Here is a 23,089-nt window from a genome sequence, read left to right as displayed (position 1 = left end):
GATAAATATGTCAAAGGAAAGGCAATACACGGCGACTGATTTGTATGGGGCTGACGGCCGTCCGCGGGGTTCGGATATCGACCAGGATCGCCTTTACAACTGCTACTTCCTCGCGCCGATAGGCTCGCTCGGCGAGCGGCAACCCGATCGCATTCGCGATGCCATCGGTTTCAATGCCGAGGCCGGTGAGTTCACGGTTATGTTGTACCGCCCGCCGAGCATGCAGGAGCGTGGCCAGGGACAGACCGATCCGATCCGGGAATCGATCGTTGTGTCGCAAGAGGATATTCGTCGAAATATTCGCAAGGGAGGTGGCGGAACGGCCGACAACAATCGCGAGCATGATGGTGCTCTATGGCCCACCGTCATCGAAGCGGGTTTCGCCGAACTGTATGGCCGCGATACACAAGGGAGGGTCAACCTCAACCGAGGCTACGACCTCATTGGTGATCAGACGCGCGGCGGTTCACTGGCCGATGGCATGTATGCCTTGACTGGGGAATCAGGCCGCAGCCTGCGCATCCTCAATCCCGAAGCCCCGCCAATGCGATCCACCGGTCCCGACCATGTCCACCGCCCCGAGCCGCCGCCGTTTCGGGCGCCCGTGCATGGTGCCAGGTTGGAGTTGGACGCGGTCTATGCAGAAGTGGAACAAGCACTGGCGACGCAGCGGCCAGTGTCGATGGCGACGCAAGGTCGGGACGTTCAAGATGGCCTCGAGGAAAGCCATGCCTATATGGTGGTGGGCGTGTCGCGCGATCCGCGAACCAACGAAGCCCAGGTCACGCTGCGCAATCCCTACGGGAACAACGAGCGCGCAGACGAAGGCAACCACAACATCGGGCCAGGCTGGAACGCAAACAACCCGGAGATCACGGTCAACCTCAATCGACTTGTGCGCGACGGCAGTTTCGCCGAGTTCAACATCGGCCCGGCGGCGCGCGTGCAGACGCAGCAGCAAAGCGCGCCCGAGGCCGGCGCGCCATCGACGCAATCGATGCCAACACAACCCGCTCAAGCCGAGCCACAGCCGCCGGCCTCTTTGCCTCCGGGCGCAACCAGCATCACAGACCGCCATCACCCCGGCCACGAACGTTTCCAGCAAGCGATCGACGCGATCGAGCGCTCACCCAACATCCCCGCCGGCACCTTCTCGGGTGAACGCCTGCAGCAAGCCGCCGCCAATCTGGCTTACGCCAGCCTCGCCGGCGCGCAGCGGCCGCAGGGCGGTCAGAACGAGCGGCTGGATCGGATCGATTTCGTCGTGTTCAACAACGACCGCAGCGGCCTGATCGCCGGTCAGGGTGAACTGGGCAATCCGACCGCGAAACTGGCCCTGCTGCCCGCCGCGCAGGACAACGCCACCAGCCTGTCCCAGGCCTCGCAGCAGGTTCGCGACACGCTGGCCCAGCAGTCACAAGCGCAGAGCGTGGCGCAACAAGCGCCCGCGCAGGCTCAGGACGACCCGGCGATGAAAGGCCCGAGGGTTTAGCCCCGCTGTTCCGTCCGGCCAATCCCGAAATGGCGCTGCATGCTGCAATGCACAATAATGGCGTCATGACCGCCGCCGCCCCCGTCCGCCCGGACACCCCCGCATCCGCCCCTGTCCTGTCGCCACGCCAGGTCGGCCTGATCCTGTTCGCCCTGACCATGGGCGGGTTCGCCATCGGCACCAGCGAATTCGTGGTGATGGGACTGATCACCGACATCGCCCGCGCGATGGGCGTGAACGAGCCGCAGGTGGGCCACGTCATCAGCGCCTACGCGCTCGGCGTGGTGATCGGCGCGCCGACGTTGGCGATCCTCGGCGCGCGCATGTCGCGGCGCAGCCTGCTGCTGGCCTTGATGGGCTTCTACGCGTTCGGCAATCTCGCCAGCGCGCTGGCGCCGGGCTACTACAGCCTGATGCTCGCGCGCTTCGTCGCCGGGCTGCCGCACGGCGCGTATTTCGGCATCGCGGCGTTGGTCGCCGCGCGGATCAGTCCACCGGAACAGCGCGGCGCCGCGGTCGGACGGGTGATGCTGGGTTTGTCGGTCGCGCTGCTCGTCGGCAATCCGCTGGCGACGTGGCTGGGGCAGAGCTTCGGTTGGCGTTGGGCGTTCGCGCTGGTGTCGCTGATCGCCTTGGCGACGGTGGCGATGACGATGCGGGTGTTGCCGCGCGGCATGAACGCGCCGCGTCCGGACGCGATGCGCGAGCTGCGCGATTTCAATCGCAAGCCGGTATGGCTGGCGCTGGGCATCGGCGCGATTGGCTTCGCCGGCATGTTCTGTGTTTTCAGTTATCTGGCGCCGACCTTGGTGCATGTCACCGGCGTGCGCGAGTCGTTCATTCCGTTCGGCCTGATCGCGTTCGGCATCGGCGGCATTCTCGGCACGCTCGGCGGCGGCTGGTTGTTCGATCGCCTGCAGTTCCGCGCGGCGGCGTGGATATTGGTGTGGTCGGCGATGATCCTGCTGCTGTTCCCGCTGGCCGCACGCTCGGTATGGACGGTGCTGCCGGCGGTGCTGGCGGTCGGCACGATGGGCGCGCTGGCGACGGTGTTGCAGGCGCATCTGATGGACGTCGCCCGATCGGCGCAGACATTGGCGGCGGCGTCCAACCACTCCGCGTTCAACATGGCCAATGCGCTCGGGCCGTGGCTGGGCGGCATGGCGATCACCGCCGGTTACGGTTGGACCTCCACCGGCGTGGTCGGCGCGATCACCGCGCTGGCCGGTTTGCTGATCTATGCTTGGGCGCGCGCCGATGCACGTCGTGCGACGCCGTCGACGGTGGCGTGCGAAGCCGATTGACAAGCCATTCGACACGAATCAATCGCACGACGGCAGCGCCGGGGCCAAGGCCACTCCCAACAGGACCATCGAGCATGAATATCCGCGGTTACAGCGACGATGGGCAGTCCGGAGAAGAAAGTCGGCACAAGGAACTGGCGGAGATAAACCTGTTCGCGACGCCGGCCGAACTTCGCCGGATCGCCAGCTTTCTCAACAAGGCCGCCGACACCATGCAGCGCATGGGCGCGAACTACGGCCATGAGCACTTGTCGGACCGGCAGCCGGGTTTCGACGACTCGCCGCATTTCGTGGTGATCGCCAGCGGGCGCGCCGACGATTAGCCGACACGCCGTCGCCTCGAGGCGAGTGAGGTCGATCGTTGCCTTGTCCCGCGCCCTGGCATAGGCTCGGGACCGGCTGGGGACGGTCGTGTGCGCAATGATGCCGGCTCATCGGCGAGCGCCGCGCCCCGCGCGATCATTGGCTACGACGATCTCAAGGAGGGGACCATGCAGCAAGACGAATTGATGGCCTTGATCAGCAAGACCGCGGTGCTGATGGAGCAGTTCGAGCGGCGCTGCGACGAGATCAGCGCCAGCCAGCGCGCGGTGTTCCAGCAATTGCAGCAACTCGCCCAGCAGGTGCCCGGCGTGGTCCGGCAATCGGCCGACGAAAGCCTGCGCAGCTTGCCCGGGGCGGTGATGGGGCGGCTGGAGAGCGGCCTGGATCAGCCGGTCGGCGCCTACGAAAAACGCCTGCAGAGCGCCGGCGGATTGCTGCAGGAAGGCTCGCAGACGCTGGCCGCGCAGCTCAAGCGCATGGAATCGCTGCACAAGCATCTGGTCTGGAAAGTGGTCGGCGCCGCGTTCGGCAGCGTGCTGTTGCTGCTGGTCGGCGGCGGCTGGCTGTTGTGGCAGTACCGCGCCGACATCAACGAAAACCGGGTCGCGGCCGATCTGCTGCGCGCCTACAACCAGGCCGACGTGACCCTGTGCGAGGGCCGGCTGTGCGCCAACGTCGAGCCGCAGGGCAAGAGCTACGGCGACCAGAAGCAATATCGCGTGGTGCAGCCGCGGCGCTGAGCGCGGCGCGGATTGTCCGGGCACGCTGGAGCGCCGGACTCACCTCACCCAGCGCGTATCGACGAATTGCCGCGATGCCTCCGCGCGCAGGGTCGACAACGCGCGCTGATTGTCGCGCGCTACCGCATCGTTGAGCCGCAATTGCCTGGCGAGGCGTTCGAACGCCTGGAAGTCGGCGGCATTGTTGAACAACAAGGTGTCGTCGCGATAGACCATGCGGCCCGATCGCGACTGGGCGAAATCCAGGATCGCGTTGACCGTGCGCATGGTGCTTCGGTAATTGTCGTAGGCGTTGCGCTCGTTGACGTCGAGGCGGCCGCGCATGTTTTCGTAGTCGCGCAGGAAGCCCGACGCCAGCGCCGAATCGCCGCACAACACCCGCACCCTGCGGTTGATTTCCGTCCTGGTCGCTTCCGCGGCGCTGCGCGCCTGCTCGACCAGTTCGCCGTATTGACGCAAGGCCTCGCGGCTTTCGCGAATGCCCTTGGCGCTGGCGAGCTTGGACGAACTGAGCACTTGTTCGAGCTTGAGCGCATCGATCCGCGACTCCAGCGCGCTTTGTTCGCGGTCGCCCTTCTGCAGCACGTCGATGAAGATCTGCTGGATGCCGCGTTGCAGTTCGTCCTGCGAACGCGCCTGTCCGACCACCGGCGCGCCGGTGCCGTTGGTCGACACGCGCACGACCGGCTCGGCATCGTGTTTCGACGAATACCACAGGTAGGCGCCGACGCCGAGCGCGACCAGCAGCACGCCGGCGATGCCGGCCATCGGCAACCACGAGCCGTCGTCGCGCGAACCGCGGCCGTCGCCGTCGCGGCGCGCGCCGAACTGCAGCTGCGCCAGCGCCGGTTCGCCGCAGTTCGGGCACCGGCGTGTACCCGCATCGATCCCGGCCTTGCAGGCCGCGCAAACGGTCGTGGACATCGTGCCTCCCCCAGGCGATCGGTCCGTGGGCGTCGTGCGCCCACGCCGGGATTATCGAGGGGCGCCGGAGGCAACGCCAGCGCGTTCGCGGCGCCCGGGCCCGCACCGGCACGCGGGTTGCCGGCCGCGCTACGCGGGCGCCGCGCGCGACACGATCAGAACATCCGGTCCGGGTCCTTGATGTAGCTGCCGGAAAACTCCAGGCGGATGCCGGCGATCGCCGATTTGAGCTGGGTCAGGTCGACGGTCTCGCTGTCGCCGGCGGAGACTTTCGGCGAGGAGATGATCCAGTCGGTCGACAGCGTCGGCTCGGAGTACGAGGTGCGGAAATCCTCGGCGATCGCGGCGCGCGCGCGGATGCTGCCGGGCTGGTCGTGCGGCATGGCGGCGAGGTCGTAGCGGAAGCTCAGGTCGACCGGCGCGCCCTGGAAGTGGAACAGTTTCGACTGCGCGCCGATCAGGCGGGTGTCGTCGTACACGCCGCTGGTGCGCACGGTGAATTCGACCGCGCCGCTTTTCGGGCGCTTGCCTTCGACCCATTCGATCCAGACGAAGATTTCGCCGACGCGGGCGCGGCTGACCCGGCCCCAGCCCGACAACGGCCCGTTGCTGGCCGTCAACGCGATCGCGACCCGCTCGCCCTTGAGCAGGGCCTCGCGCGCGGCGGGCGCCACGAGGTGCTTGGCCTGCACGAACGGCTGCGGCGGCGGACGGAAGCTGTCGAGCGCGCGGCCCTGCATTTTCTTGAGGTCGGCGATCTCGGCCAGATCGCCGGCGAGATCGGCGATGCCGCGCAGGTTCTCGCGCGGCGCGCGTTCCTCGCTCAAGGCCCAGTAGCGGTAGGCGGCATCGAACTGCTGCAGCGCCACCAGCATCGAGCGCTGCATCTTGCGGTAGTTGCCCCACAGCACCACCATCGCCTGGCCGGACAAGGCCTTCTGCGCGGTCAGCGCATTGACTTCGGCCAGCACCGCATCGTGCTGGCGACGCGCGATTTCGGCCTGCAGTTTCGCCCGCGCCATTTCCTGGATCAGCGGCGGCAGCGCAATCTGCGCGGCAGTCAGCGCGCGGCCGTAGATCACCAGGATCTTGAGTTCCTTCAGATACTCGTTCGCGCCGTCGATCTTCTGATCGATCGCGGGCGCCAGCTGGGTTTCGACCTCCACCCACAACTGGTCCCAATAGGCATTGGCCGAGGGGGCGCCCTTGGCGTCGTCGGACAGCGTGCCGCGGGTGATCGCGGCCATCGAGTCGGCGAAGTTCTTGGCGTTGTCGAACTTGTCGGTCGCCGCGACGATGTCCAGGCACAGGCGCACGATCTTCTCGATCGCCTTGCCGACCTGGACCAGCTTGCTCATGATTTCGGCCAGCTTGGCCGCGGTGCTCGCCACATCGGCCGCGGCCTTGGCTGCGCCGGCCGCGCCCGAGGCGTTGCCGGAAAACATCGAGGCCACGCCGGACACGAACGAGAACACGCTGCCGACGATGGCCATCGCCATCTCGCGCTTCTTGGCTTCTTCCCAGGCGGCCAGGCCGGCCTTGAATCCGGCTTCGGCGCGCTTGACCTGATCGCTCTGCGGTCCGATCGAATTCTGCGCGCGGGTGACGTTGGCAGTGGCGATGCGGAAGTTCTCCGCCAGCTGCTCGGCGACCAGTTTCTGGAACGCGCCCTGGTCGTCCTTTTCGCCCAGCACGAGGCGCGCGGCTTTCTTGCGCGCATCCAGGTCGTAAGCGCGGTCGCTCAAACGGGCGAAGGTGCCGGCGTAGGCCTGCAAGGTGGGAATGTGCTCCTTGGCCAATTCACCGTAGAACGCCGCGCTCAGGTATGGCACCTGGCCCGGGTCGAAACGCACCGGTCGCAGCAGTTCCTGGGCGGCGCGGCAGCCCAGCGCCACGGTCTGCCACGCGGGACGGTCGGGCGAGCGATCCAGCAATTGCTCCAAGCGCGCGAGCAGTTCCACCGCCAGCTCGCCCTTGCCTTCGGCGGCCAGTTGCTGCGCGGCGAACAGCATGCGTTCGAGCAGCGGTGTGCACGCCTCCAGCGGCAGCAGCAACACGAACAGCGGGTGTTCGGTGAACGGCAACGGGTCGTGCAGCCCCATCGTGGTGACCATCAACTGGGTGCGGGTCAACGGATCGGGCAGGGCGTGGGTGGTGCGGATGTCTTGGCGGCCCCGGTTGGGATCGGTCCAGAACATCCAGCGCAGCAAGGTCTTGGTCTTCAATACCGGACTGAAGCCGCACACGTAGAAACCCAGATAGAACTCGACGTCCCAGCCGCGTTTTTCCAGTTGCAGCTTTTCGTTGGTTTCCAGATGACGGGCGATCACGATCACCCGGCTGAAATCGCCGCACAGGATCGGCACCTCGGGCGTGTGGCGGACGTCGACGGTGTCGGCGAAGACCAGCAGCTTGTTGACCTCGAACGCTTCCTCGGCGCGGCCGCGATTCTGCGCGCGGGTCACCGCTTCGCCGAGGTCGACCCGCATTCCGGTCACCACCCACCAGCGGTCCGCGCGCACCAGGCGCTCGAGCCGCCCGATATCGTAAGGGTTGTCGATCAGCGCGTCCCAGTCGGGCTCGGCGCCGGACGCGGTGGCGTCGGACGAAAGGATGTTCATGCGTGCAGCGTCCCCTGTGATCACCCGCGAGATGCATCCTTGCTGCAGCGGTAAGCAAGGGGGATTACGCAATTTGGCGCGCGGACCGGCCGCGGCGACGGCGATGCGCGTGGTTGCGCGAGGCCGTGGTCAGTAGCGAAATTCCCGGGTCACCCAGGTCAGGTCCACGCCGCCGCGCGCCAGTTCGCTCAATACCTGTTCGGTATAGCGTCGGGGCGGGCAGTAGTGGCTGCTGTGATCGGTGATCGCGGTCAGCACGCCGTCGCGCGCTTCCAGTTCGCCCGCGCCGGCGACCGGCTTGCCCTGGCCGAGGCTGGAATGATGAAAGCGGCCCACCAGGTGTTGCTTGGCCGAATAAATCGCGCCGTCGCCGTGCATGACGAAGATCGCGCGTCCCTGGCCGCTCCAGTGGGTATGCGAGTCGGCGGTGTCGAACGCGCTGCCGTCGGCGCGGTACAGCAGGCCGTCGCGGACGCTCACCCGATACGACGGCAGTTCGGCGTCGCTGAGGTAATGCACGTGGCTGGACCGCCACACGTTGTTGCCGGGCAGGTGTTCGCCTTCGAACTGGGCGAGTCGGGGCGTGACGGCGTAAGCGGGCATGGCGTCGGCCTCGTCGGAGGTTGCATTACAGTCCGCGGCGCGAGGCCGGGTCAATTCATCGGATCACTGCCAGGCTGGGCCGTGTGGGCCGTGCGGGCCGTCGCTGGCGTGCCGGGGGTTGCCGCTTCCGGCCGGCGGCCTTGCGTACTAGACTCGTGAGCATGCGAAATCCCCTGCAAGATCAATTGCTCAAAGCCGGCCTGGTGAAAAAGTCCCAGGTCGCCCAGGTCGCGCGCGAGCAGGCCAAGCAGCGCCACGGCAAGGCGCCGGCCGCGCCCAGCGCCGAGCAGGTCGAGGCCGAGCGCGCGCGGGCGGAACGGGCCGAGCGCGATCGCGCCCTGGCCGCCGAACGCAATGCGCAGGCACGCGCGCACGAGTTGCGCGCGCAGATCCGCCAGATCGTCGAGGCCAACAAGGTCAAGCGCGAAGGCGAGATCAGTTACCGTTTCACCGACGGCGCGGCGATCAAGAGCGTGTGGATCAATCCGGCATTACGCGCGCAGCTGGCGAGCGGCGCCCTGGTGATCGTGCGCCATGATGACGGCTACGAGCTGTTGCCGCGCGCCGCGGCGGAAAAAGTCAATGCGCGCGATTCGTCGATGATCGTGCTCGACCATGCCGCGTCCGCGCCGGCGGCGCCGGCCAGCGACGACGATGCGTTCTACGCCAAGTTCCAGGTGCCGGACGATCTGATCTGGTGATCGATCCTCAGCGCCGGATGTCCTGTCCGGCCTGATCGAGCATCCACTGGGTAAACGCCTGGATGCGCGGATCCTCGCCGCGGCTCGCCGGATAGACCAGGTGGTAGGCGTAGTCCGGCGCCACCTCGATGCCGATATCGAACAAACGCACAAGACGGCCCTGGGCGAGGTCGTTGCCGATCAGCGCCAGGTCGACCAGGCCGACCGCGCCGCTGTCGATCACCGTCTGCACCACATACCCCGCATCGGCGAAGGCGACGCAGCGGCCGTCGTCGAAATCGGCGATGCCGGCCGCGGCCATCCACATGCGCCAGTTCGGCCAGACCATGCGCTCGGTCTTCCAGTCGACGTAGCACAAGGTGTGCTGCAACAGATCGCGTGGTGCTTTCAGTGCGGGCGCGTTCGCCAACAGGGCCGGGCTGCACACCGCGACCACCACCGTATCGAACAATCGATGCGATCGCGCCTGCGGGTAGTCGCCGGTGCCGAAGCGGATCGCCACGTCGATATCGTCGGCGTCGAAGTCGCGCAGCTCATCGCTGATATCGAAGCCCAGCTGCAACTGCGGATGGGCGGCATTGAAGCGGGCCATGCGCGGCAACAGCCAGTTGCTGGCGAATCCGGCGCTGAGCGAGACGCGCAACTGGGTCGAGCCGCGTTCCAGCCGGCGCGCGCGGCCGACGGCGCGTTGCAAAAGGCCCAAGGCATCGATCGTCGCTTCCAGCAGCACCGCGCCGGCCGCGGTCAGCTGGATGCTGCGGCTGCTGCGGATGAACAGCACGACGCCCAGTTGCTCTTCGATTTCCTTGATCTGGTAGCTGACCGCCGCCGGGGTCAGGCCGACTTCATCGGCGGCGCGGGTGAAGTTCAGATGGCGCGCGGCCGCTTCGAAGGTCCTGAGCGCCCGGGTGCCGGGCAGCATGCGATTCATCGATCTTCAAGCCACGTTTGACGATGCGCTGAGAATTACTCGTTTTTGCGCGTGCGTACAAGCGGCGATGATCGTCGCAACGAAACAGTGGAGTGAACCCATGTCGGTTGGCTTGAACCCGGGCGAAACGCCGCGGGACGGCGTTGCTTTGCCTGCGGCCGCCTCTGCGTCGCGCGACGATCGCGTGCTCTGGCCCGCGCGCTCGTGGATCGCGTTGCTGATCTTCAGCGGGGTGATCCTGCTCGACGGTCTGGACATCTCGATGATCGCGGTGGCGATCCCGGAGATCCAGCGCGAGTTCGCGATCAGCGCGGCCACCGCGCAATGGTTCGTCAGCGCCTACATCCTGGCCTTCGGCGGTTTCCTGTTGCTGGGCGGGCGCTGCGCCGACCTGTTCGGACGCCGGCGGGTGCTGGTGATCGGCCTGGCGGTGTTCGCACTGGTGTCGGTGCTCGGCGCCTTCGCCAGCGATGCGGGGTTGTTGATCGTCTCGCGCTTCGTCAAGGGCATGGCCGCGGGCTTCACCGGGCCGGCGGCGATGTCGCTGTTGACCACGACCTTCGCCGAAGGCCCGCATCGCAACAAGGCGTTCGGCATCTTCAATCTGTTCGAAGCCTCCGGTTATTCCAGCGGCCTGCTGATCGGCGGCCTGCTCGCGGCGCTGGACTGGCGCTACATCTTCATCCTGCCGATTCCGGTCGCGGTGTTGCTGCTGTTGGCCGCGTTGCGCTTCCTGCCGCCGGACCCGCCGCGCAGCGAACCGGTGCGGCTCGACCTCGGCGGCGCGCTGACCCTGGTCGGCGGCATGTTGCTGCTGGTGTTCACCCTGGTGTCGGCCGAACAAGTGGGTTGGCTCGCGACGCGCACGATCGTCGGCTTCGTGGTGTCGGCGCTGTTGCTGCTCGGCTTCTATCTGATCGAGCGCACGTCCAGGCATCCGCTGATCCGGCTCGGCATCTTCCGCAATCGCGGCCTGGTCGCCGCCAACCTCAGCGCCGCGTTGTTGTACGGCGGCGCGATGGGCTTTCAGTTCCTGATCGCCTTGTACCTGCAGAACCTGCACGGCTGGCAGCCGTGGCAGATGGCGCTGGTGCTGCTGCCGGCGGGGCTGATGGTGGTGATCCTCGGGCCGAAGCTCGGCGCGGCGATCAGCCGCTTCGGGGTCGACAAGGTACTGCTGGTCGGCTTGCTCGCGTTCGTGCCGTGTTATCTGCTGATGCTGCGCATCGGTCCGCGGCCGGACCTGTGGACGGTGCTGCTGCCCGCATCGGTGTTGTGGGGCGTGGGTTTCGCGCTGAGCATTTCGGCGTTGATGGTCGCCGGCACCAACGGCGTCGACGACGAGGAGCAGGGGCTCGCAGCCGGGTTGCTCAACAGTTCGCTGCAGGTCGGCGGCGCTTGCGGGCTGGCGGTGGTGACCGCGGCGATCGCGCCGGCGACGCAATTGTCGATGCTGTACCCGGGCGTGGTCGTGATCCTGGTGTTCGCGGTGTTGACCTTGCTCGCGCAACTGCTGCGCAAACGAGCTTGAAGGCGAGCGCCGCAGTCGCCGGCCGGAACCGTCGCTGACTGGATGGGAAATGCAGGGTGAACGCGGGCCGGCGGCGCCGACATTTTTCGGAGCGTCCCGGACGTAGGGTCGATGCGAAGGTCGATGCCGCGCCTGGTGTCGCGCGATGACGCTGCATCAAGCGCGCGTGGTTTCCGGCATCGGCCGTTCGTCCTGCGTCCCTCCGACACATACGCCGTGATGCAATGAACCCCAATCAAGAAAATCCGATCAGCAAGGTCCCGCAGGTCACCCTGGTGTTCTGGCTGATCAAGATCGCCGCCACCACCCTGGGCGAGACCGGCGGCGACGCGGTCTCGATGTCGATGGACCTGGGCTATCTGGTCGGCACCGGCATCTTCGCGGTGCTGTTCGTGGCCGCGGTGTCCGCGCAGATTTTCGCCAGGCGATTCATCGCGCCCTTGTACTGGGCGACGATCGTGGCGAGCACCACGGTCGGCACCACCCTGGCCGATTTCGCCGATCGCTCGCTCGGCATCGGCTACACCGGCGGCTCCAGCGTGCTGCTGCTGTTGTTGGCCGGTTCGCTGTTCGCATGGCATCGGACGCTGGGTTCGATCGCGGTGGAAAGCGTGGCCGGGCCGAAGGCGGAAATCTTCTACTGGGTGACGATCATGTTCTCGCAGACCCTGGGCACGGCGCTGGGCGATTGGGTCGCCGACACCGCGGGGCTGGGTTATCTCGGCGGGATGGCGATCTTCGGCGGGCTGTTGGCGGTGGTCGCCGGCTTGTACCTGTGGACGGCGGTGTCGCGCACCGCGCTGTTCTGGGCGGCCTTCATCCTGACCCGGCCGCTGGGCGCGGTGGTCGGCGATTTCCTCGACAAGCCCTTGGCGAAAGGTGGCCTGGAGCTGAGCCGCTACAGCGCTTCGTTGGCGCTGGTGGCGATCATGCTGGTGATGATCTTCGCGTTCGCGCAGCGGCCGGCGGCCAAGCCGCATTGATCGATCGCGAGCGTCGCGCGATCGGTCTTCGCACCGCCCGCATCGGCGCAACGCAACGGGACGGGTGTTGGGGACCCGTCCCGCGACGCCATGGCCTTAGTCGTGGATCACAGCCCGCCGCCCGGAGGCGGCAGGGCGAAACACATGCTCTGCTGCGAGGTGTACAGGCCGATGGCCCGGCCCCAGCCCGCCGGTTGCGGGTCGGCGCAGCCGTGGCTGATGTAGCGCACGCCTTGCACCGTGCCGCCGGTGTCGCGGTAGGTTCGTATCTCGACATAGGCGCCCGGTTGAGCCGAGAGGTTGAACGCGATACCCGCCGACAACGCCGTCGCCGCGATCGCAAGAACCAAGGTTCTGTAGGGTTTTTTCATAGTGTTGTCTCCATGAAGTGGCGGCGAACGGATGTGCGCCGGTGAACGTCCTGGGGTGCGGCCCGGTGACCGGCCCGGGTCCGGCCTTCGCCGACGCTGACTGCGCCGGCTCTGCCTTCGCTGCTGATGCCCGGGCGAGCGACCGGCCGCGGTCCGACACGCCTGTGCGTTACGCGATCACCGCGTCGACGCACACGACCCAGTTCGTACCGCGCGGACGAAACCCGACACGGCGTCGTGTGTGGACGCGATCGGCCGACCTGGCCGAGCGAGGCGGACTGTTAAACTCCGGTTCCCTACGCAGCGACGACCCGCATGGCCGATGCCGCTCCTTCCACGCCCGTCGCCGGCCGCTACGTCCTGGCCGACCTGATCGTCGACACGATCGGTCAGCGGGTGGAGCGCGACGGCGTGGCGCTCAAGGTCTCGGGGCTGAGTTTCCAGTTGCTGGCGTATCTGATCGCGCAGGGCGATCGCGTGGTGGGGTTCGACGAACTGATCGAACAAGTCTGGGCGCCGGCGGTGGTCAACGAGGAAACCGTGACCCAGCGGGTCAAGCTGCTGCGCCAGGCGATGGGCGACGATGGCCGCGATCCGCGCTATCTGCGTTCGGTGCGCGGACGCGGTTATCAGTTGTGCGTGCGGCCCGAGCGGCTGCGCGATGCGGACGAAGCGATGCCCGCGCCGCTGCCTGTGAGCACGCTTGCGGAATCGTCGCCGTCGCCGTCGCCGTCGCGGCGGCTCGCACCGTGGATCGCGGCGGTCGCGCTGTTGGCGATCGCGGGTCTCGGCATCGTCGTATGGCGCGGCCGTTCCAGCACGGCGCCCACGGCCGCACCTGTCGCCGCCGCGCCGCAGAGCCTGACCCAGCGCGCCGAGTACTACGCCAGCCTCGGCCAGCGCGACAACAACGAACGCGCGATCGCGCTGTATCAGCAGGCCTTGAAGGAAACGCCCCGCGACCGCGCCGCCCGGGTCGGACTGAGCCGCGCCTATAGTGCGCGCGTGTGCCTGTTCAATTTCGCGCCCGATTGGGCGGTGCGTGCGCAGGCCCTGGCCCAGGCCGCGATCGACGCCGACCCGGACGATGCCGCCGGCTACGCCGCGCTGGGGTATTCGCACGATTGCCGCGGACGCCTCAACGAGGCCCTGGCCGGCTACGAGCATGCCGTGCGCCTGGACCCGACCGCCGATGGCACGCGCGCCTCGGCCGCGTATCTGTACGACCGCAAGGGCCGGCTGGCCGATGCGCTGATCGCCAACACCTCGCTGCGCGGCGATCCGGCGCGGGTGCGTTTTCTGCAATTGCAGATCGCCAGCAACCTGGACCTGCTCGGCTATCCGCAGGCGGCCGAGGCGCGTTATCGCGAGAGCTTCCGGCTGTACCCGGACAACGTGTTTTCCAATATCGCCTGGCCGCGGTTCCTGTTTCGCCACGGCCGCCTGAGCGAGGCGCGGCGCGCGCTGGATCAAGCGCTGGAGCGCGGCACCGAACACGCCGACCTGCATCTGCTGGCCGGCGAGTTGGCGTTGGCGCGCGGCAATCGCACGGACGCGGCCGCGGCCTTCGCGCGCGCCGCCGCGTTGCGGCCGCAGGCGAGCCTGCCGCGGACCCTGGTCGATCTGTACGGTTCGCCAGCGCCGCCGCAGGTGCTGCGCGATCGCGCCGACGAGTCGAGCCGGTACCTGCAGCAAGGCGCGGGCTATCCCTCCGACTGGCTGGAAGTGGCCCTGCTGCACGCCGGCAGCGGCGACTCCGCCGCCGCGCTGCTCGACGTGCAGCGCGCGGTCGACGAAGGCTATCGCGACGCCGATTACCTGAGCGCCTCGCCGTTGTTCCGATCCCTGGCCGGTCATCCCGAATTCGCCCGTTCGCTCGACCTCATCCACCAGCACGTGGCCGATCAGCGCCGGCAAGTGCCGCGCGAGTTGCTGGCGCGGCTTACGGCATCGCCTTGAGCAGGTAGTCGGCGAACAACTGCTGCGATTGCGGATGGGCGTTGCGCTGATTGAACGCGGTCCGCGTCAGCACCGCGACCAGCCGTTGCTCGGGCAGGATGAACACGTAGTTGCCGCCGTTGCCCGACATCGCCCAGACCCCGACCTGCTGGCCCTGCAACGGGAAGCGGAAGCGCCAGAACTGATAGCCGTAGTCGGCGTCGTCGCGCGCCTGCGCATGCACGCTCAGCGCGGCGTCGATCCAGGCTTTCGATATCACCGTCTTGCCCTGCCAGCGTCCGCCGTCGGCGACCATCTGCCCGAGCTTGGCCAGGTCGCGGCTGCGATAGCGCGTGCCGCCGCCGCCCATGCCGACGCCTTCGGGCGCGCGGTTCCACTGCGAACGGGTGATGCCCAGCGGCTGTTCCAGGGTTTGCGCGGCGAATTTTTCCAGCGGCTGCCCGCTCGCGCGTTCGACCACCGCGCCGAGCAGGAAGCTGCCGGCGGTGCAGTACGAGAACGAACGTCCGTGCGGGCTGTTTTCCGGACGCGTCATCCACGGCGCGAAGCCCTTGATCGGCAGGCCCAGGACGAAGCCGGTCCAGTCCTCGCGCACGTACATGCGCTCTTCGTTGCCGTCGGAAAACGGGTTGTCGTCGTCGCAGTCCCACAGCGAACTCATGGTCAGCAGGTCTTCGAGGGTGAACTTGGCCTTGCGCGGGTCGGGGTTGGACCACGGACGCTTGTCGGCGAAGTAGCCGTACACGCCGGCCTGGGTGCTGGGGATCAGGCCGCGGTCGATGGCCGCGCCGACCAGCAGCGCGGTGACGCTCTTGGTCGCCGAGCGCACGTCGTTGAGGACCTCGGGGCCGCCCTTGTTGAAGTAGGCCTCGTAGACCAGCTTGCCGTCCTTGGCGACGACGATGCTGGTGACGTCGGGGAAGGTGCCCTTGGCGATCGCCGCTTCGAGTTCGCCGAAGCGTTCGACCTGCCAGCCCTGGCGGGCGGCGTCGGCGACCGCCCAGCCGTCGTCGCGCGCTTGCGGCGGTTGGTAGGCGCCGGCGAAGGCGGGTGCGGCGGCGAGCAGGGCGAGCAGCGGGAGGGTCAGGCAGCTGAAGCGTGGACGCATGATCGGGGTTCCGAGCGATGAGGAAACGCGATTGCGGACGAGCGCCGGATGAAGTGCCTGAAACCTGGGTGAAGAATTATGAAGGCCTTGCGCGGCATGGGTTTGCGGGGTGCGCGTGCGCGGCGGTCGGGCTGGATCGGTGAGCGCGACGCCCAGTGCGCGCTAGGGAGGATGGCGCCGCGGGAAGCGTCGTCGGCCGAGCGCGAGCGGTTTCGAGATCGAGCGGGCGGACGATGTCGGTGCCGTTGCCGTTGCCGTTGCCGTTGCCGGTGCCGGTGTCGGTGGCTCGGGCGATGGCGTCCGATCGGCTCCGCGCCGCGGCCGCGATCGCGTAGGGGGAGGCGCGGTCGCGCGCGTTAGCTGCGGGGAAGGGCGCGGTCTGGATTCGGGATGAGCCGTTCCTCACGCTGATTACGTGTTTATCGTCACAGGACGCTCGTCGTCGTCGAGCCATCCGGGTCGACCCGGTTGGCGACCACGCCGGCGAGCGGGCCGGTCGGGTCCGCTGCCGCGTCGTTGCTCCTGAAAGGCAACGGCGGGGACGCGCCTCGGCCCGATCGAAGCGTGCTCCGGTCGGCGGTCGCGGCGGATGAGGTGCAAGGCGGCAAGTGCGTTCAAGCCCGAGCCGAGCGGGCGGAGTGGTTTCCGGTTGCGTACCGCGAGGTCGAAGGATCGCCGTCGCGGTGCGTGGCTCTCTCAACTATTCATTCAACATGACAAGTAGGCTCCCATGAACAAGATGCTAGGACTGCTCGCCATTGCCGTGTCGCTGGCGGTCGGACCCGCCTGGGCGGGCGACGAATTTTGCGACGACCGCGGCGGCGACCCGGACCCGCCGGGGGGCGAGGCCGCGGGCACCGATCCGGGCGGCGGCTCGTGCGAGGTCAATGTCGCGTACGTAAACGCGGCGATCAATCCGCTTCCGAACGCGAGCCCGCAAGCGGGCGTCGAGCGGGTGCGCGATATCGGCTTCAGCGACACCTTGTTGCAGCGCTTGACCACCGCGCCGGGCAAAGTGCGGATCGACTGGTCCATCCTGATGGCGTATCTGGGCGCGGATTCCGCCACCGCTTCGGAGGCGCGTCTGATCGAATGGTCGTTCCGGCCGACCGACAAGAACACAGTCGAGCGCACCCTCGTGTTGTCGCTGCGGCGCGAGCACGGGCAGGTCGCGCTGATGGCCGACTGGGTGGCGCCGCCGAGAGTGGGCTGGTCGTATGCCACCGTGTCCGGGCTCGAGCCGATCTGGCTCGATCACGGCAGCATCGTCCTGGGCACCAGCGCTCAGGAGAGCTTCTCGAATCTGCACCTGACCTGGACCCCAGGCGCGGTGATCGTCAGCAGGTCGGGTGACGGCAAGGGGCAGGAACTGCGTTTCGCGCTTCCGGCGGCGAACTGGAAGCCGATGCGCTTGCGCAACACCATCCTGCACGGCACGGCGCTGCAGGATGGAACCAAAGTGAAGTTCGACTGGCCAGTGCAGTTCCGCCTCCACTGGACCGCGCCGCCCGACATCCCGCAGCCGCTGACCCCACCGCAGGATCCCGGCCTGCCGCCGGTGCCGGAATCTTCGCAATCGTGATCGCAACCGCGCGGCGGTCGCCCGGCCGCGCGGTTCGCCGGACGCAGCGAGCGCTTGCACGATGCGCATCGCGGCGTCGCAAGGATCGCCGTCGCGGAGCGTCGTTCTTTCTCACGTTATTCAACATGACAAACAGGCTCCCATGAAGAAGATGCTAGGACTGCTCGCCCTTGCCGTATCGCTGGCGGCCGGACCCGCCTGGGCGGGCGAAGAATTCTGCGACGACCGCGGCGGCGGCCCCAGGCCGCCGGACGACACCGAATCGGGTAGCGGCCCGGGCACCGGTTCGTGCGAAGTCAATCTGGTCTACGACCTCAGCACGGCCAATGCGCGGCCGATCGAAAACCGCGGGCGCATTCGCGAAACCGGCTTCAACGAAGCGTTGCTGGGCAGCCTGCGCAATAGCCTCAACGAAGTGGAAATCGCCTGGCACCTGGGCAAATTGAAGCTGGGCCCGGACCTCACCAGGGCCTCCGAGGCGCGGGTGATCGAGTGGTCGTTCCGGCCGATCAACCAGTCCGGGACCGAACGCATGCTGGTGATCTCGGTGCGGCGCAAGGAGGGCGAATTGGCGCTGATGGCCGACTGGCTGCAGGCGCCCTTGCTGGACTGGTCGTATGCCACCGCGTCGCCGGCCGAGCCGGTCTGGCTCGATCACAGAAGCGTCGTCCTGGATGCCGATCCGATAGGAAAGCCGCTGTATCTGAAATGGACGCCGACCGCGGTCGTCGTCAGCGTGTGGACGCACGAGCAGTGGCAGGAACTGCGGTTCCCGTTGCCCTCGACGAGCTGGAAACCGGTGCGGTTGCGCAACGCGGTGCTGCTCGGTGTGCCGACGCAGAACGGCACCCAGATCAGCATCGGGTGGCCGCGGGAGTTTCGTGACCATTGGTCGAAACCGCTGCCGGCGGTCGGGATGGGACTGCCGGACGAACCGGTCGCGCCTACGGATCCGACTACGCCCGAGTCGCAGTACTGAGCGCATGTACGCCGATGCGATCGGTCTGGACCGGTGTCGATCGGTCCAGATCGATCGCGCGAACCGCGTGCGCTCAGCGCTTGGCGAGCGCGTCCAGGCGCGCCTGGCAGGCCTGCAGGCGCAGCACTCTGGGATTGTCGGCGGCGAAATCGGTGCGTACGACGGTCAGCGCATCGGCCATGTCGCGCCGCGCGTTCGCCGGCGTCGGCAGATCGCCCAGGCACAGCGTTTCGGCTTCCGCGAGCGCCAGGTTCGCGGCATGCCCGGGCATCAGCTTGAAGCGTTCCATCGCCGGGACCAGTGCTTCGCGCGCCTGCGCGTCGCGACCCAGATCGTGCAGGGCCATCGCCCAGGCCAGCCGGTACATCGCCAGATTCATGTGTTCCGGCGTGGCGACGGTGGCGATGTCCACCGCCTTGTGCAGATGCTTTTCGCCGCCGGCCGGATCGCGCAGGTACATGTGCTGCAGCAGGCCGAGGTTGTACTCGGCCGCGGCCACGTGGGGATGCTGGTCGCCCTTGAGTTCGCGCTTGATCTGCAGCGAGCGCTCGAAATACGCCGCGGTCGTGCGGTAGTCGCCGCGCGCCTGCGCAATCGTGCCGAGCAGGTTGAGCGCGGCGGCGGTGTGGCTGTGGCGTTCGCCGTACAGCTTCAGATTGACCCGCAGCGCTTCCTGGGCGAGACGTTCGGCGGCCGGGTAGTCGTCTTGCTCGCGTTTTTGCCGCGCCTGGTTGTAAAGCGATTCGGCCGCCGCCGGCGTGTCGGGGTGTTCGCCCGCATCCAGCGCCGGCAACTGCGCCAGCAGCAGCGCCGCGCGCGGTTGCTGGCCCGATGCGCGCAAGGCGCTCACCCAGCCATGACGGGTTTCGATGCTGCGCAGGTCGCGGTTGCCGTAACGGCGCTGATGTTCGCCGTCCACCGATTCCCACAGCCGCAGGGCGATATCCAGATGCCCTTGCGCCTGTTCCAGTTCGGCCTGCAGGCGCCGCAGCAACAGGCGCTCGTCGGCGATCGCGGCGGTGTCGCCGCCGGCGCCGGCGGGCAGGGCGCGCAGGGCCTGCTCGAGATAGCCGCGCGCGCGCGGGTAGTCGGCGCGGGCCAGGGCCACGCGCGCGCGCAGGCGATAGACCGTGCGCAAGCCGGTCGGGTCCGCCTGCGGCAGGCCCTGCAACAACCGCAGCGCTTCGGCCGAATGGCGCTCGGCGCCGTCGTAGTCGCCCAGCGACAGGTCGATGTCGGCGATCGTCGCGGCCAGTGCGGCATGAGTTTCCGGATCGTTGATCGCCTGCAGCCGCTGCGAGCCGCGCGCCAGCAACTCGCGCGCGCCCGGATCGCGGCCGCGTGCCTGGGCCGGGTCGGAGGCGCGGAACAGGTCGATCATGAATTGAGTGACGTCCTCGGCCTGGGCGCGCCGCGCTTCGGCGCGATCGCGGGCGATCGCGAGTTGCCGCGACTGCAGCACGGTGCTGGTGACGAAGCCGATGGTGAGCGCGCAGGCGATCGCGGCCAGGGCGATCGCGGCGGCGTGACGGCGCGCGAACTTGCCCAGCCGGTACAGCGACTCGGTGCGGCGCGCGGCGATCGGCCGCGATTCCAGCACCGCGCGCAGGTCGGCGGCGAGGCGCTCGACGCTGGCGTAGCGCTGTTCGGGTTCCTTGCGCAGGCAGCGCGCCACGATCGCATCCAGGTCGCCCTGCAACTGCCGCACCAGCGCCCGCGCGTTGGCGCAGCGGCGGTGGCGCGCGATCGGCGCGGCGCGTTCGGGCGACTGCTTGTCGAGCCGCGCCACCGCGCGGCTGGGCAGGGCCGGCACGGTATGCACGATCGCGTGCGCCATCAGCGCCGGGTTGGCGTCCTCCAGGGTCAGCGGCAGTTCGCCGGCGAACAGTTCGTACATCAACGCGCCCAGCGCGTAGACGTCGGTGGCGACATCGGTGGCGGCGCCGAGCACTTGCTCGGGCGCGGCGCTGGCCGGCGAGAAGAACGCCTGCGCGTCGGCGGTGGCCAGGCTGACCGGCGCATCGACCCCGGTCAGCGCCTTGGCGATGCCGAAGTCGAGCAGCTTGGGCCGGCCGTCGCGGTCGACCAGCACGTTGCCGGCCTTGATATCGCGATGCAGCACCAGCCGTTGATGCGCGTACTCCACCGCCGACAGCACCTGCACGACCAGTTCGATGCGCGCGCGCAGCGGCAGTTCGAGACGATCGCAATGCTGCACGATCGGTTCGCCGTCGACGTACTCCATGGCGAAGTAGGGCCGGTCCGGCGGCAGTTCGCCGGCATCGATCAGCCGCGCGATGTTGGGATGCTCCAGCGTCGCCAGCAGTTGCCGCTCGCGGCGCAGGCGCTGGCGCACCTGCGGCGCCAGGCGATGGAACGCGGCGACCTTGAGCGCCACGCGTTGTTCGCCCTGGTCGATCTCGCGCCGCGCCAGGTAGACCCGGCCCATGCCGCCGACGCCGAGCTCGCGTTCGATCACGAACGGCCCGGCGCGGCTGCCCGGTTCGAGCCGCTCGGCGTCGTGCTCGATCCATTGCGCGGCGGCCGCGGAGGCGGCGTCCTGCCAGGCATCGGGCGCATCCGCGCCGGAGCTTTCGTCCAGGCTCTGGTGCGCGTCGATCAGGCGTTGCACCGCCTCGCGCAGCGCGGCCGGGTCGGTCTGGCCGGCGCATTGTTCGTCGATGAAAGCCTCGCGCTGCGCCGGATCGAGGTCGAGCGCGCGCACGAACACATCGGCGGCCTGCGACCAGATCGAAGTGGAAGTGTGCATGGCGAACGGCCTGGGATCAGGGAGTCGGCGGGGACAGTTGGCCGTGCAGCCAGGCGCGGGCGAATTGCCAGTCGCGCTTGGCGGTCGGCAGCGACACGCCGATGGCTTCGGCGGTTTCTTCGATGGTCAGGCCGCCGAAGAACCGCAGTTCCACGCCCTTGGCGGCGCGCGCGTTGATGCGTTCCAGGCGTTCGAGCAGGCGATCGAGATCGAGCGCGTCGGCCAGATCGGGCGTGACCGCGGCGACGTCCTGCCCGGCCTGCAGGGTGACGCGCAGGACATCGCCGCCGCGCTTGAGCGCGGAGCGTTCGCGCAGGTGGTCGACCAGCAGCCGGCGGATCACGTGCGCGGCGATCGCGAAGAAATGCACGCGGTTGTGGAACGCCGCGTCGCGCTGCTCGACCAACTTGAAATAGGCATCGTTCGCCAGTTCGGTGGCGACCAGGGTCAGCTGCCCGCTGCGGCTCAGGCGCTGTTGGGCCAGGCGGCGCAGCACCGGATAGATCTGTTCGAGCAATTGCGTTTCGGCGTCGGAATCGCCCGTGCGCCAACTTTGCAGCAGCTGAGTGATATCGGGCGGAACAGCGGCGGTCATCGAGGGGGGGCCGGACGGGAGGGGCGCAGCATAGCGCTTCGGTTTCGCGTGAGCCATTTATCCCGCGTGTGCCGAGTTGCACACCGCCGATGGCCGCCGCGGCCGCGTTCGGACGTTGTGCGCCGGCCGTATCTTGCGGGCGTGGCCGCGCGCGGTGTTGCCCGCGGCTAGCCGGTCGAGGCCAGCGGCACCAGTGCGTCGGGCCGCGTGCGCAGCCGCTGTATCCAGCGCCTGCCCAGGCGGATGCCCGGCTCCTCGATCCAGACGTAGAGCGCCAATGCGCCGGTCACCAGCACCAGTGCGCAGACGGTGTTGACCAGCCAGAACGCCAGCGTGCCGCTCATCGCGTAGTCCTTGACCCCGGGGATCGCGAACACCGCGACCAGCGCCAGGCCCTGGCCCAGGTAGATGCCGTAGCTCAGGCTGCTCAGGCGCCGCGACGCCGGCCACGCCAATACGCCGAACAGACGGTTGCCCGAACACACGATCCACAGGAAGGTGCCGGCCAGCGGGCACAGCGCGAACAACGCGAGCATCCCCAGGTTGCGCATGTCGAGCATCGCGACGAACACCAGCGCCAGGCACAGCAGCGCGAGCACCGCCCAGCGCCGCCGCTGCAGGCCCAGGCGTTCGCCGATGCCGGCATGCAACAGCGAGGCGACGAACATGCCCGAGGCGAACAGCAGGATCAGTTCGGCCAGCACCGCCAGCATCAGCGCCGGACGCGGTTTGACCCCGGCCTGGAAACCGCCGTTCCAGGTCGCCGCGACGATGGTCAGCAGGCAGGCCGCGACCAGCGCGCCGGTGAACGCCAGATGCCGGCCGCGGCGCACGAACACCGCCAGCAGCGGCAGCGAGAAATAGAACAGCCATTCGAAGAACAAGGTCCAGGTCACCCCGGCGAGGATGGTGCCGGTGTCGGCATAGCCGTTGAGCGTCGGCGGAGGCGGCACGATGCCGAGCGCGAGCCACGCCAGCGTCGAGGCGATCGCCTGCGGCAGCGGCACCTGCAACTGCAAGCCGGTGCGATAGGCGACCACGCCGATCATCGTCAGCACCACCGCCAGATACACCGGTCCCAGCCGGAACACCCGGCCGATGTACAGCGCCTTCCAGCCCGGACGGCCGCCGGCCTTGAGCAGTTTGGTCCAGAACAAAAAACCGGTGACCATGAAGAACAGGCACACGCCCAGCAGTCCGGCGACGGTGTAGAACTGCGCGCTCGACGGTTTCCACACACCGCTGCGCAGGTATTCGTAATGCACGACCGTATGCGCCGCGAACACGCTCAGGGCGAGGAAGCCGCGCAGGCCGTCGAGGGTGTCGGTGCGCTGGTCCGGCCGCGGTCCGGCGAGGTCGGCGCCGCGGAACAGCGGCAGCGAGGCGAAGGCGAAGGTCGCCAGCATGATCGCGAAGTACGGCCCTGGGTGATGGATGTCGACCATGTCGGGTGCCGTAAGCGCGGGGGAATCCGGCCGAGACTAGCGGCGCGACCGAGCGGTGTTTGCCGGGTGGATCACGGTTCGCTATCGGTGCCTGCGGCGCGTTTCCGGCCCGCTGGCGCGGTCACT

General features: G+C 68.1%; 19 protein-coding genes. 10 read left to right on the top strand and 9 right to left on the bottom strand.

From position 1 onward, the window contains the following. Positions 1 to 7: 7 nt before the first annotated feature. The 4 genes from KME82_RS22635 (at position 8) to KME82_RS22620 (ending at position 3,860) form a co-directional block, all read left to right on the top strand. Positions 8 to 1,492 carry an XVIPCD domain-containing protein gene (locus KME82_RS22635; protein ID WP_215496016.1) on the top strand — a complete coding sequence of 495 codons (1,485 nt, stop codon included), beginning with the start codon at positions 8 to 10 and terminating at the stop codon, positions 1,490 to 1,492. A 65-nt stretch (positions 1,493 to 1,557) separates the two neighbouring features. After that, on the top strand, positions 1,558 to 2,796 hold the full coding sequence (locus KME82_RS22630) for an MFS transporter (RefSeq protein ID WP_215496015.1): 1,239 nt from the start codon (positions 1,558 to 1,560) through the stop codon (positions 2,794 to 2,796). Between the two features lie 74 nt (positions 2,797 to 2,870). Beyond that, on the top strand, positions 2,871 to 3,119 hold the full coding sequence (locus tag KME82_RS22625; RefSeq protein WP_215496014.1) for an Imm32 family immunity protein: 249 nt from the start codon (positions 2,871 to 2,873) through the stop codon (positions 3,117 to 3,119). Between the two features lie 168 nt (positions 3,120 to 3,287). After that, on the top strand, positions 3,288 to 3,860 hold the full coding sequence (locus KME82_RS22620; RefSeq protein ID WP_215496013.1) for a relaxation protein: 573 nt from the start codon (positions 3,288 to 3,290) through the stop codon (positions 3,858 to 3,860). 39 nt (positions 3,861 to 3,899) lie between these two features. On the opposite strand, the gene KME82_RS22615 is transcribed toward KME82_RS22620, so the two are convergent. The 3 genes from KME82_RS22615 to KME82_RS22605 form a co-directional block, all read right to left on the bottom strand. Continuing rightward, entirely contained in the window at positions 3,900 to 4,784 is an 885-nt protein-coding gene (locus tag KME82_RS22615; protein WP_215496012.1) for a hypothetical protein, read from the bottom strand. A gap of 155 nt (positions 4,785 to 4,939) precedes the next feature. Beyond that, on the bottom strand, positions 4,940 to 7,405 hold the full coding sequence (locus KME82_RS22610) for a hypothetical protein (RefSeq protein WP_215496011.1): 2,466 nt from the start codon (positions 7,403 to 7,405) through the stop codon (positions 4,940 to 4,942). 129 nt (positions 7,406 to 7,534) lie between these two features. Next, a complete protein-coding gene (locus KME82_RS22605; RefSeq protein WP_215496010.1) occupies positions 7,535 to 8,008 on the bottom strand; it encodes a hypothetical protein in 474 nt (157 codons plus the stop codon). A 161-nt stretch (positions 8,009 to 8,169) separates the two neighbouring features. Here KME82_RS22605 and KME82_RS22600 point away from each other — a divergent pair, with 161 nt between their 5' ends. Beyond that, on the top strand, positions 8,170 to 8,709 hold the full coding sequence (locus KME82_RS22600; RefSeq protein WP_215496009.1) for a DUF2058 domain-containing protein: 540 nt from the start codon (positions 8,170 to 8,172) through the stop codon (positions 8,707 to 8,709). Positions 8,710 to 8,716: 7 nt separating this feature from the next. On the opposite strand, the gene KME82_RS22595 is transcribed toward KME82_RS22600, so the two are convergent. Further along, positions 8,717 to 9,640: a LysR substrate-binding domain-containing protein gene (locus tag KME82_RS22595; protein WP_215496008.1), complete on the bottom strand. Its 924-nt coding sequence runs from the start codon at positions 9,638 to 9,640 to the stop codon at positions 8,717 to 8,719. A 184-nt stretch (positions 9,641 to 9,824) separates the two neighbouring features. Between KME82_RS22595 and KME82_RS22590 the strand changes: the two genes are divergently transcribed. Continuing rightward, on the top strand, positions 9,825 to 11,171 hold the full coding sequence (locus KME82_RS22590) for an MFS transporter (protein WP_215496007.1): 1,347 nt from the start codon (positions 9,825 to 9,827) through the stop codon (positions 11,169 to 11,171). A gap of 224 nt (positions 11,172 to 11,395) precedes the next feature. Further along, positions 11,396 to 12,154 carry a COG4705 family protein gene (locus KME82_RS22585; RefSeq protein ID WP_215496006.1) on the top strand — a complete coding sequence of 253 codons (759 nt, stop codon included), beginning with the start codon at positions 11,396 to 11,398 and terminating at the stop codon, positions 12,152 to 12,154. Positions 12,155 to 12,261: 107 nt separating this feature from the next. Here KME82_RS22585 and KME82_RS22580 read toward each other — a convergent pair whose 3' ends face one another. Continuing rightward, complete coding sequence (locus KME82_RS22580; RefSeq protein WP_215496005.1) at positions 12,262 to 12,525, bottom strand: hypothetical protein; 264 nt, start codon at positions 12,523 to 12,525, stop codon at positions 12,262 to 12,264. A 315-nt stretch (positions 12,526 to 12,840) separates the two neighbouring features. Here KME82_RS22580 and KME82_RS22575 point away from each other — a divergent pair, with 315 nt between their 5' ends. Further along, positions 12,841 to 14,484: a winged helix-turn-helix transcriptional regulator gene (locus KME82_RS22575; protein WP_215496004.1), complete on the top strand. Its 1,644-nt coding sequence runs from the start codon at positions 12,841 to 12,843 to the stop codon at positions 14,482 to 14,484. Here the strand turns inward: KME82_RS22575 and KME82_RS22570 are convergent. After that, entirely contained in the window at positions 14,468 to 15,592 is a 1,125-nt protein-coding gene (locus KME82_RS22570; RefSeq protein WP_215496003.1) for a serine hydrolase domain-containing protein, read from the bottom strand. The two genes, KME82_RS22575 and KME82_RS22570, sit on opposite strands and share 17 nt — an antisense overlap. Before the next feature lie 730 nt (positions 15,593 to 16,322). Between KME82_RS22570 and KME82_RS22565 the strand changes: the two genes are divergently transcribed. Beyond that, positions 16,323 to 17,174: a hypothetical protein gene (locus tag KME82_RS22565; RefSeq protein WP_215496002.1), complete on the top strand. Its 852-nt coding sequence runs from the start codon at positions 16,323 to 16,325 to the stop codon at positions 17,172 to 17,174. 61 nt (positions 17,175 to 17,235) lie between these two features. Then, the gene (locus tag KME82_RS22560) at positions 17,236 to 18,153 is read left to right on the top strand and encodes a hypothetical protein (protein WP_215496001.1); all 918 of its coding nucleotides are present in this window, start codon (positions 17,236 to 17,238) and stop codon (positions 18,151 to 18,153) included. 73 nt (positions 18,154 to 18,226) lie between these two features. On the opposite strand, the gene KME82_RS22555 is transcribed toward KME82_RS22560, so the two are convergent. The 3 genes from KME82_RS22555 to KME82_RS22545 all read right to left on the bottom strand — a co-directional run bounded on the left by KME82_RS22555 (position 18,227) and on the right by KME82_RS22545 (position 22,963). Beyond that, on the bottom strand, positions 18,227 to 20,923 hold the full coding sequence (locus tag KME82_RS22555; protein ID WP_215496000.1) for a serine/threonine-protein kinase: 2,697 nt from the start codon (positions 20,921 to 20,923) through the stop codon (positions 18,227 to 18,229). A 16-nt stretch (positions 20,924 to 20,939) separates the two neighbouring features. Next, on the bottom strand, positions 20,940 to 21,518 hold the full coding sequence (locus KME82_RS22550; protein WP_215495999.1) for an ECF-type sigma factor: 579 nt from the start codon (positions 21,516 to 21,518) through the stop codon (positions 20,940 to 20,942). A gap of 167 nt (positions 21,519 to 21,685) precedes the next feature. Beyond that, entirely contained in the window at positions 21,686 to 22,963 is a 1,278-nt protein-coding gene (locus KME82_RS22545) for an acyltransferase family protein (protein WP_215495998.1), read from the bottom strand. Positions 22,964 to 23,089: the final 126 nt, after the last annotated feature.

The sequence above is a fragment of the Lysobacter capsici genome (genome assembly GCF_018732085.1).
In the GTDB taxonomy this organism is placed as follows: domain Bacteria; phylum Pseudomonadota; class Gammaproteobacteria; order Xanthomonadales; family Xanthomonadaceae; genus Lysobacter; species Lysobacter capsici_A.
This window is presented reverse-complemented; position numbering and strand designations above follow the sequence as displayed.

What these genes read in the sequence shown, in the direction of transcription:
- KME82_RS22635 (WP_215496016.1), top strand. Translation starts at nt 8, where the DNA reads ATGTCAAAGGAAAGGCAATACACGGCGACTGATTTGTATGGGGCTGAC.
- KME82_RS22630 (WP_215496015.1), top strand. Translation starts at nt 1,558, where the DNA reads ATGACCGCCGCCGCCCCCGTCCGCCCGGACACCCCCGCATCCGCCCCT.
- KME82_RS22625 (WP_215496014.1), top strand. Translation starts at nt 2,871, where the DNA reads ATGAATATCCGCGGTTACAGCGACGATGGGCAGTCCGGAGAAGAAAGT.
- KME82_RS22620 (WP_215496013.1), top strand. Translation starts at nt 3,288, where the DNA reads ATGCAGCAAGACGAATTGATGGCCTTGATCAGCAAGACCGCGGTGCTG.
- KME82_RS22615 (WP_215496012.1), bottom strand. Translation starts at nt 4,784, where the DNA reads ATGTCCACGACCGTTTGCGCGGCCTGCAAGGCCGGGATCGATGCGGGT.
- KME82_RS22610 (WP_215496011.1), bottom strand. Translation starts at nt 7,405, where the DNA reads ATGAACATCCTTTCGTCCGACGCCACCGCGTCCGGCGCCGAGCCCGAC.
- KME82_RS22605 (WP_215496010.1), bottom strand. Translation starts at nt 8,008, where the DNA reads ATGCCCGCTTACGCCGTCACGCCCCGACTCGCCCAGTTCGAAGGCGAA.
- KME82_RS22600 (WP_215496009.1), top strand. Translation starts at nt 8,170, where the DNA reads ATGCGAAATCCCCTGCAAGATCAATTGCTCAAAGCCGGCCTGGTGAAA.
- KME82_RS22595 (WP_215496008.1), bottom strand. Translation starts at nt 9,640, where the DNA reads ATGAATCGCATGCTGCCCGGCACCCGGGCGCTCAGGACCTTCGAAGCG.
- KME82_RS22585 (WP_215496006.1), top strand. Translation starts at nt 11,396, where the DNA reads ATGAACCCCAATCAAGAAAATCCGATCAGCAAGGTCCCGCAGGTCACC.
- KME82_RS22580 (WP_215496005.1), bottom strand. Translation starts at nt 12,525, where the DNA reads ATGAAAAAACCCTACAGAACCTTGGTTCTTGCGATCGCGGCGACGGCG.
- KME82_RS22575 (WP_215496004.1), top strand. Translation starts at nt 12,841, where the DNA reads ATGGCCGATGCCGCTCCTTCCACGCCCGTCGCCGGCCGCTACGTCCTG.
- KME82_RS22570 (WP_215496003.1), bottom strand. Translation starts at nt 15,592, where the DNA reads ATGCGTCCACGCTTCAGCTGCCTGACCCTCCCGCTGCTCGCCCTGCTC.
- KME82_RS22565 (WP_215496002.1), top strand. Translation starts at nt 16,323, where the DNA reads ATGAACAAGATGCTAGGACTGCTCGCCATTGCCGTGTCGCTGGCGGTC.
- KME82_RS22560 (WP_215496001.1), top strand. Translation starts at nt 17,236, where the DNA reads ATGCGCATCGCGGCGTCGCAAGGATCGCCGTCGCGGAGCGTCGTTCTT.
- KME82_RS22555 (WP_215496000.1), bottom strand. Translation starts at nt 20,923, where the DNA reads ATGCACACTTCCACTTCGATCTGGTCGCAGGCCGCCGATGTGTTCGTG.
- KME82_RS22550 (WP_215495999.1), bottom strand. Translation starts at nt 21,518, where the DNA reads ATGACCGCCGCTGTTCCGCCCGATATCACTCAGCTGCTGCAAAGTTGG.
- KME82_RS22545 (WP_215495998.1), bottom strand. Translation starts at nt 22,963, where the DNA reads ATGGTCGACATCCATCACCCAGGGCCGTACTTCGCGATCATGCTGGCG.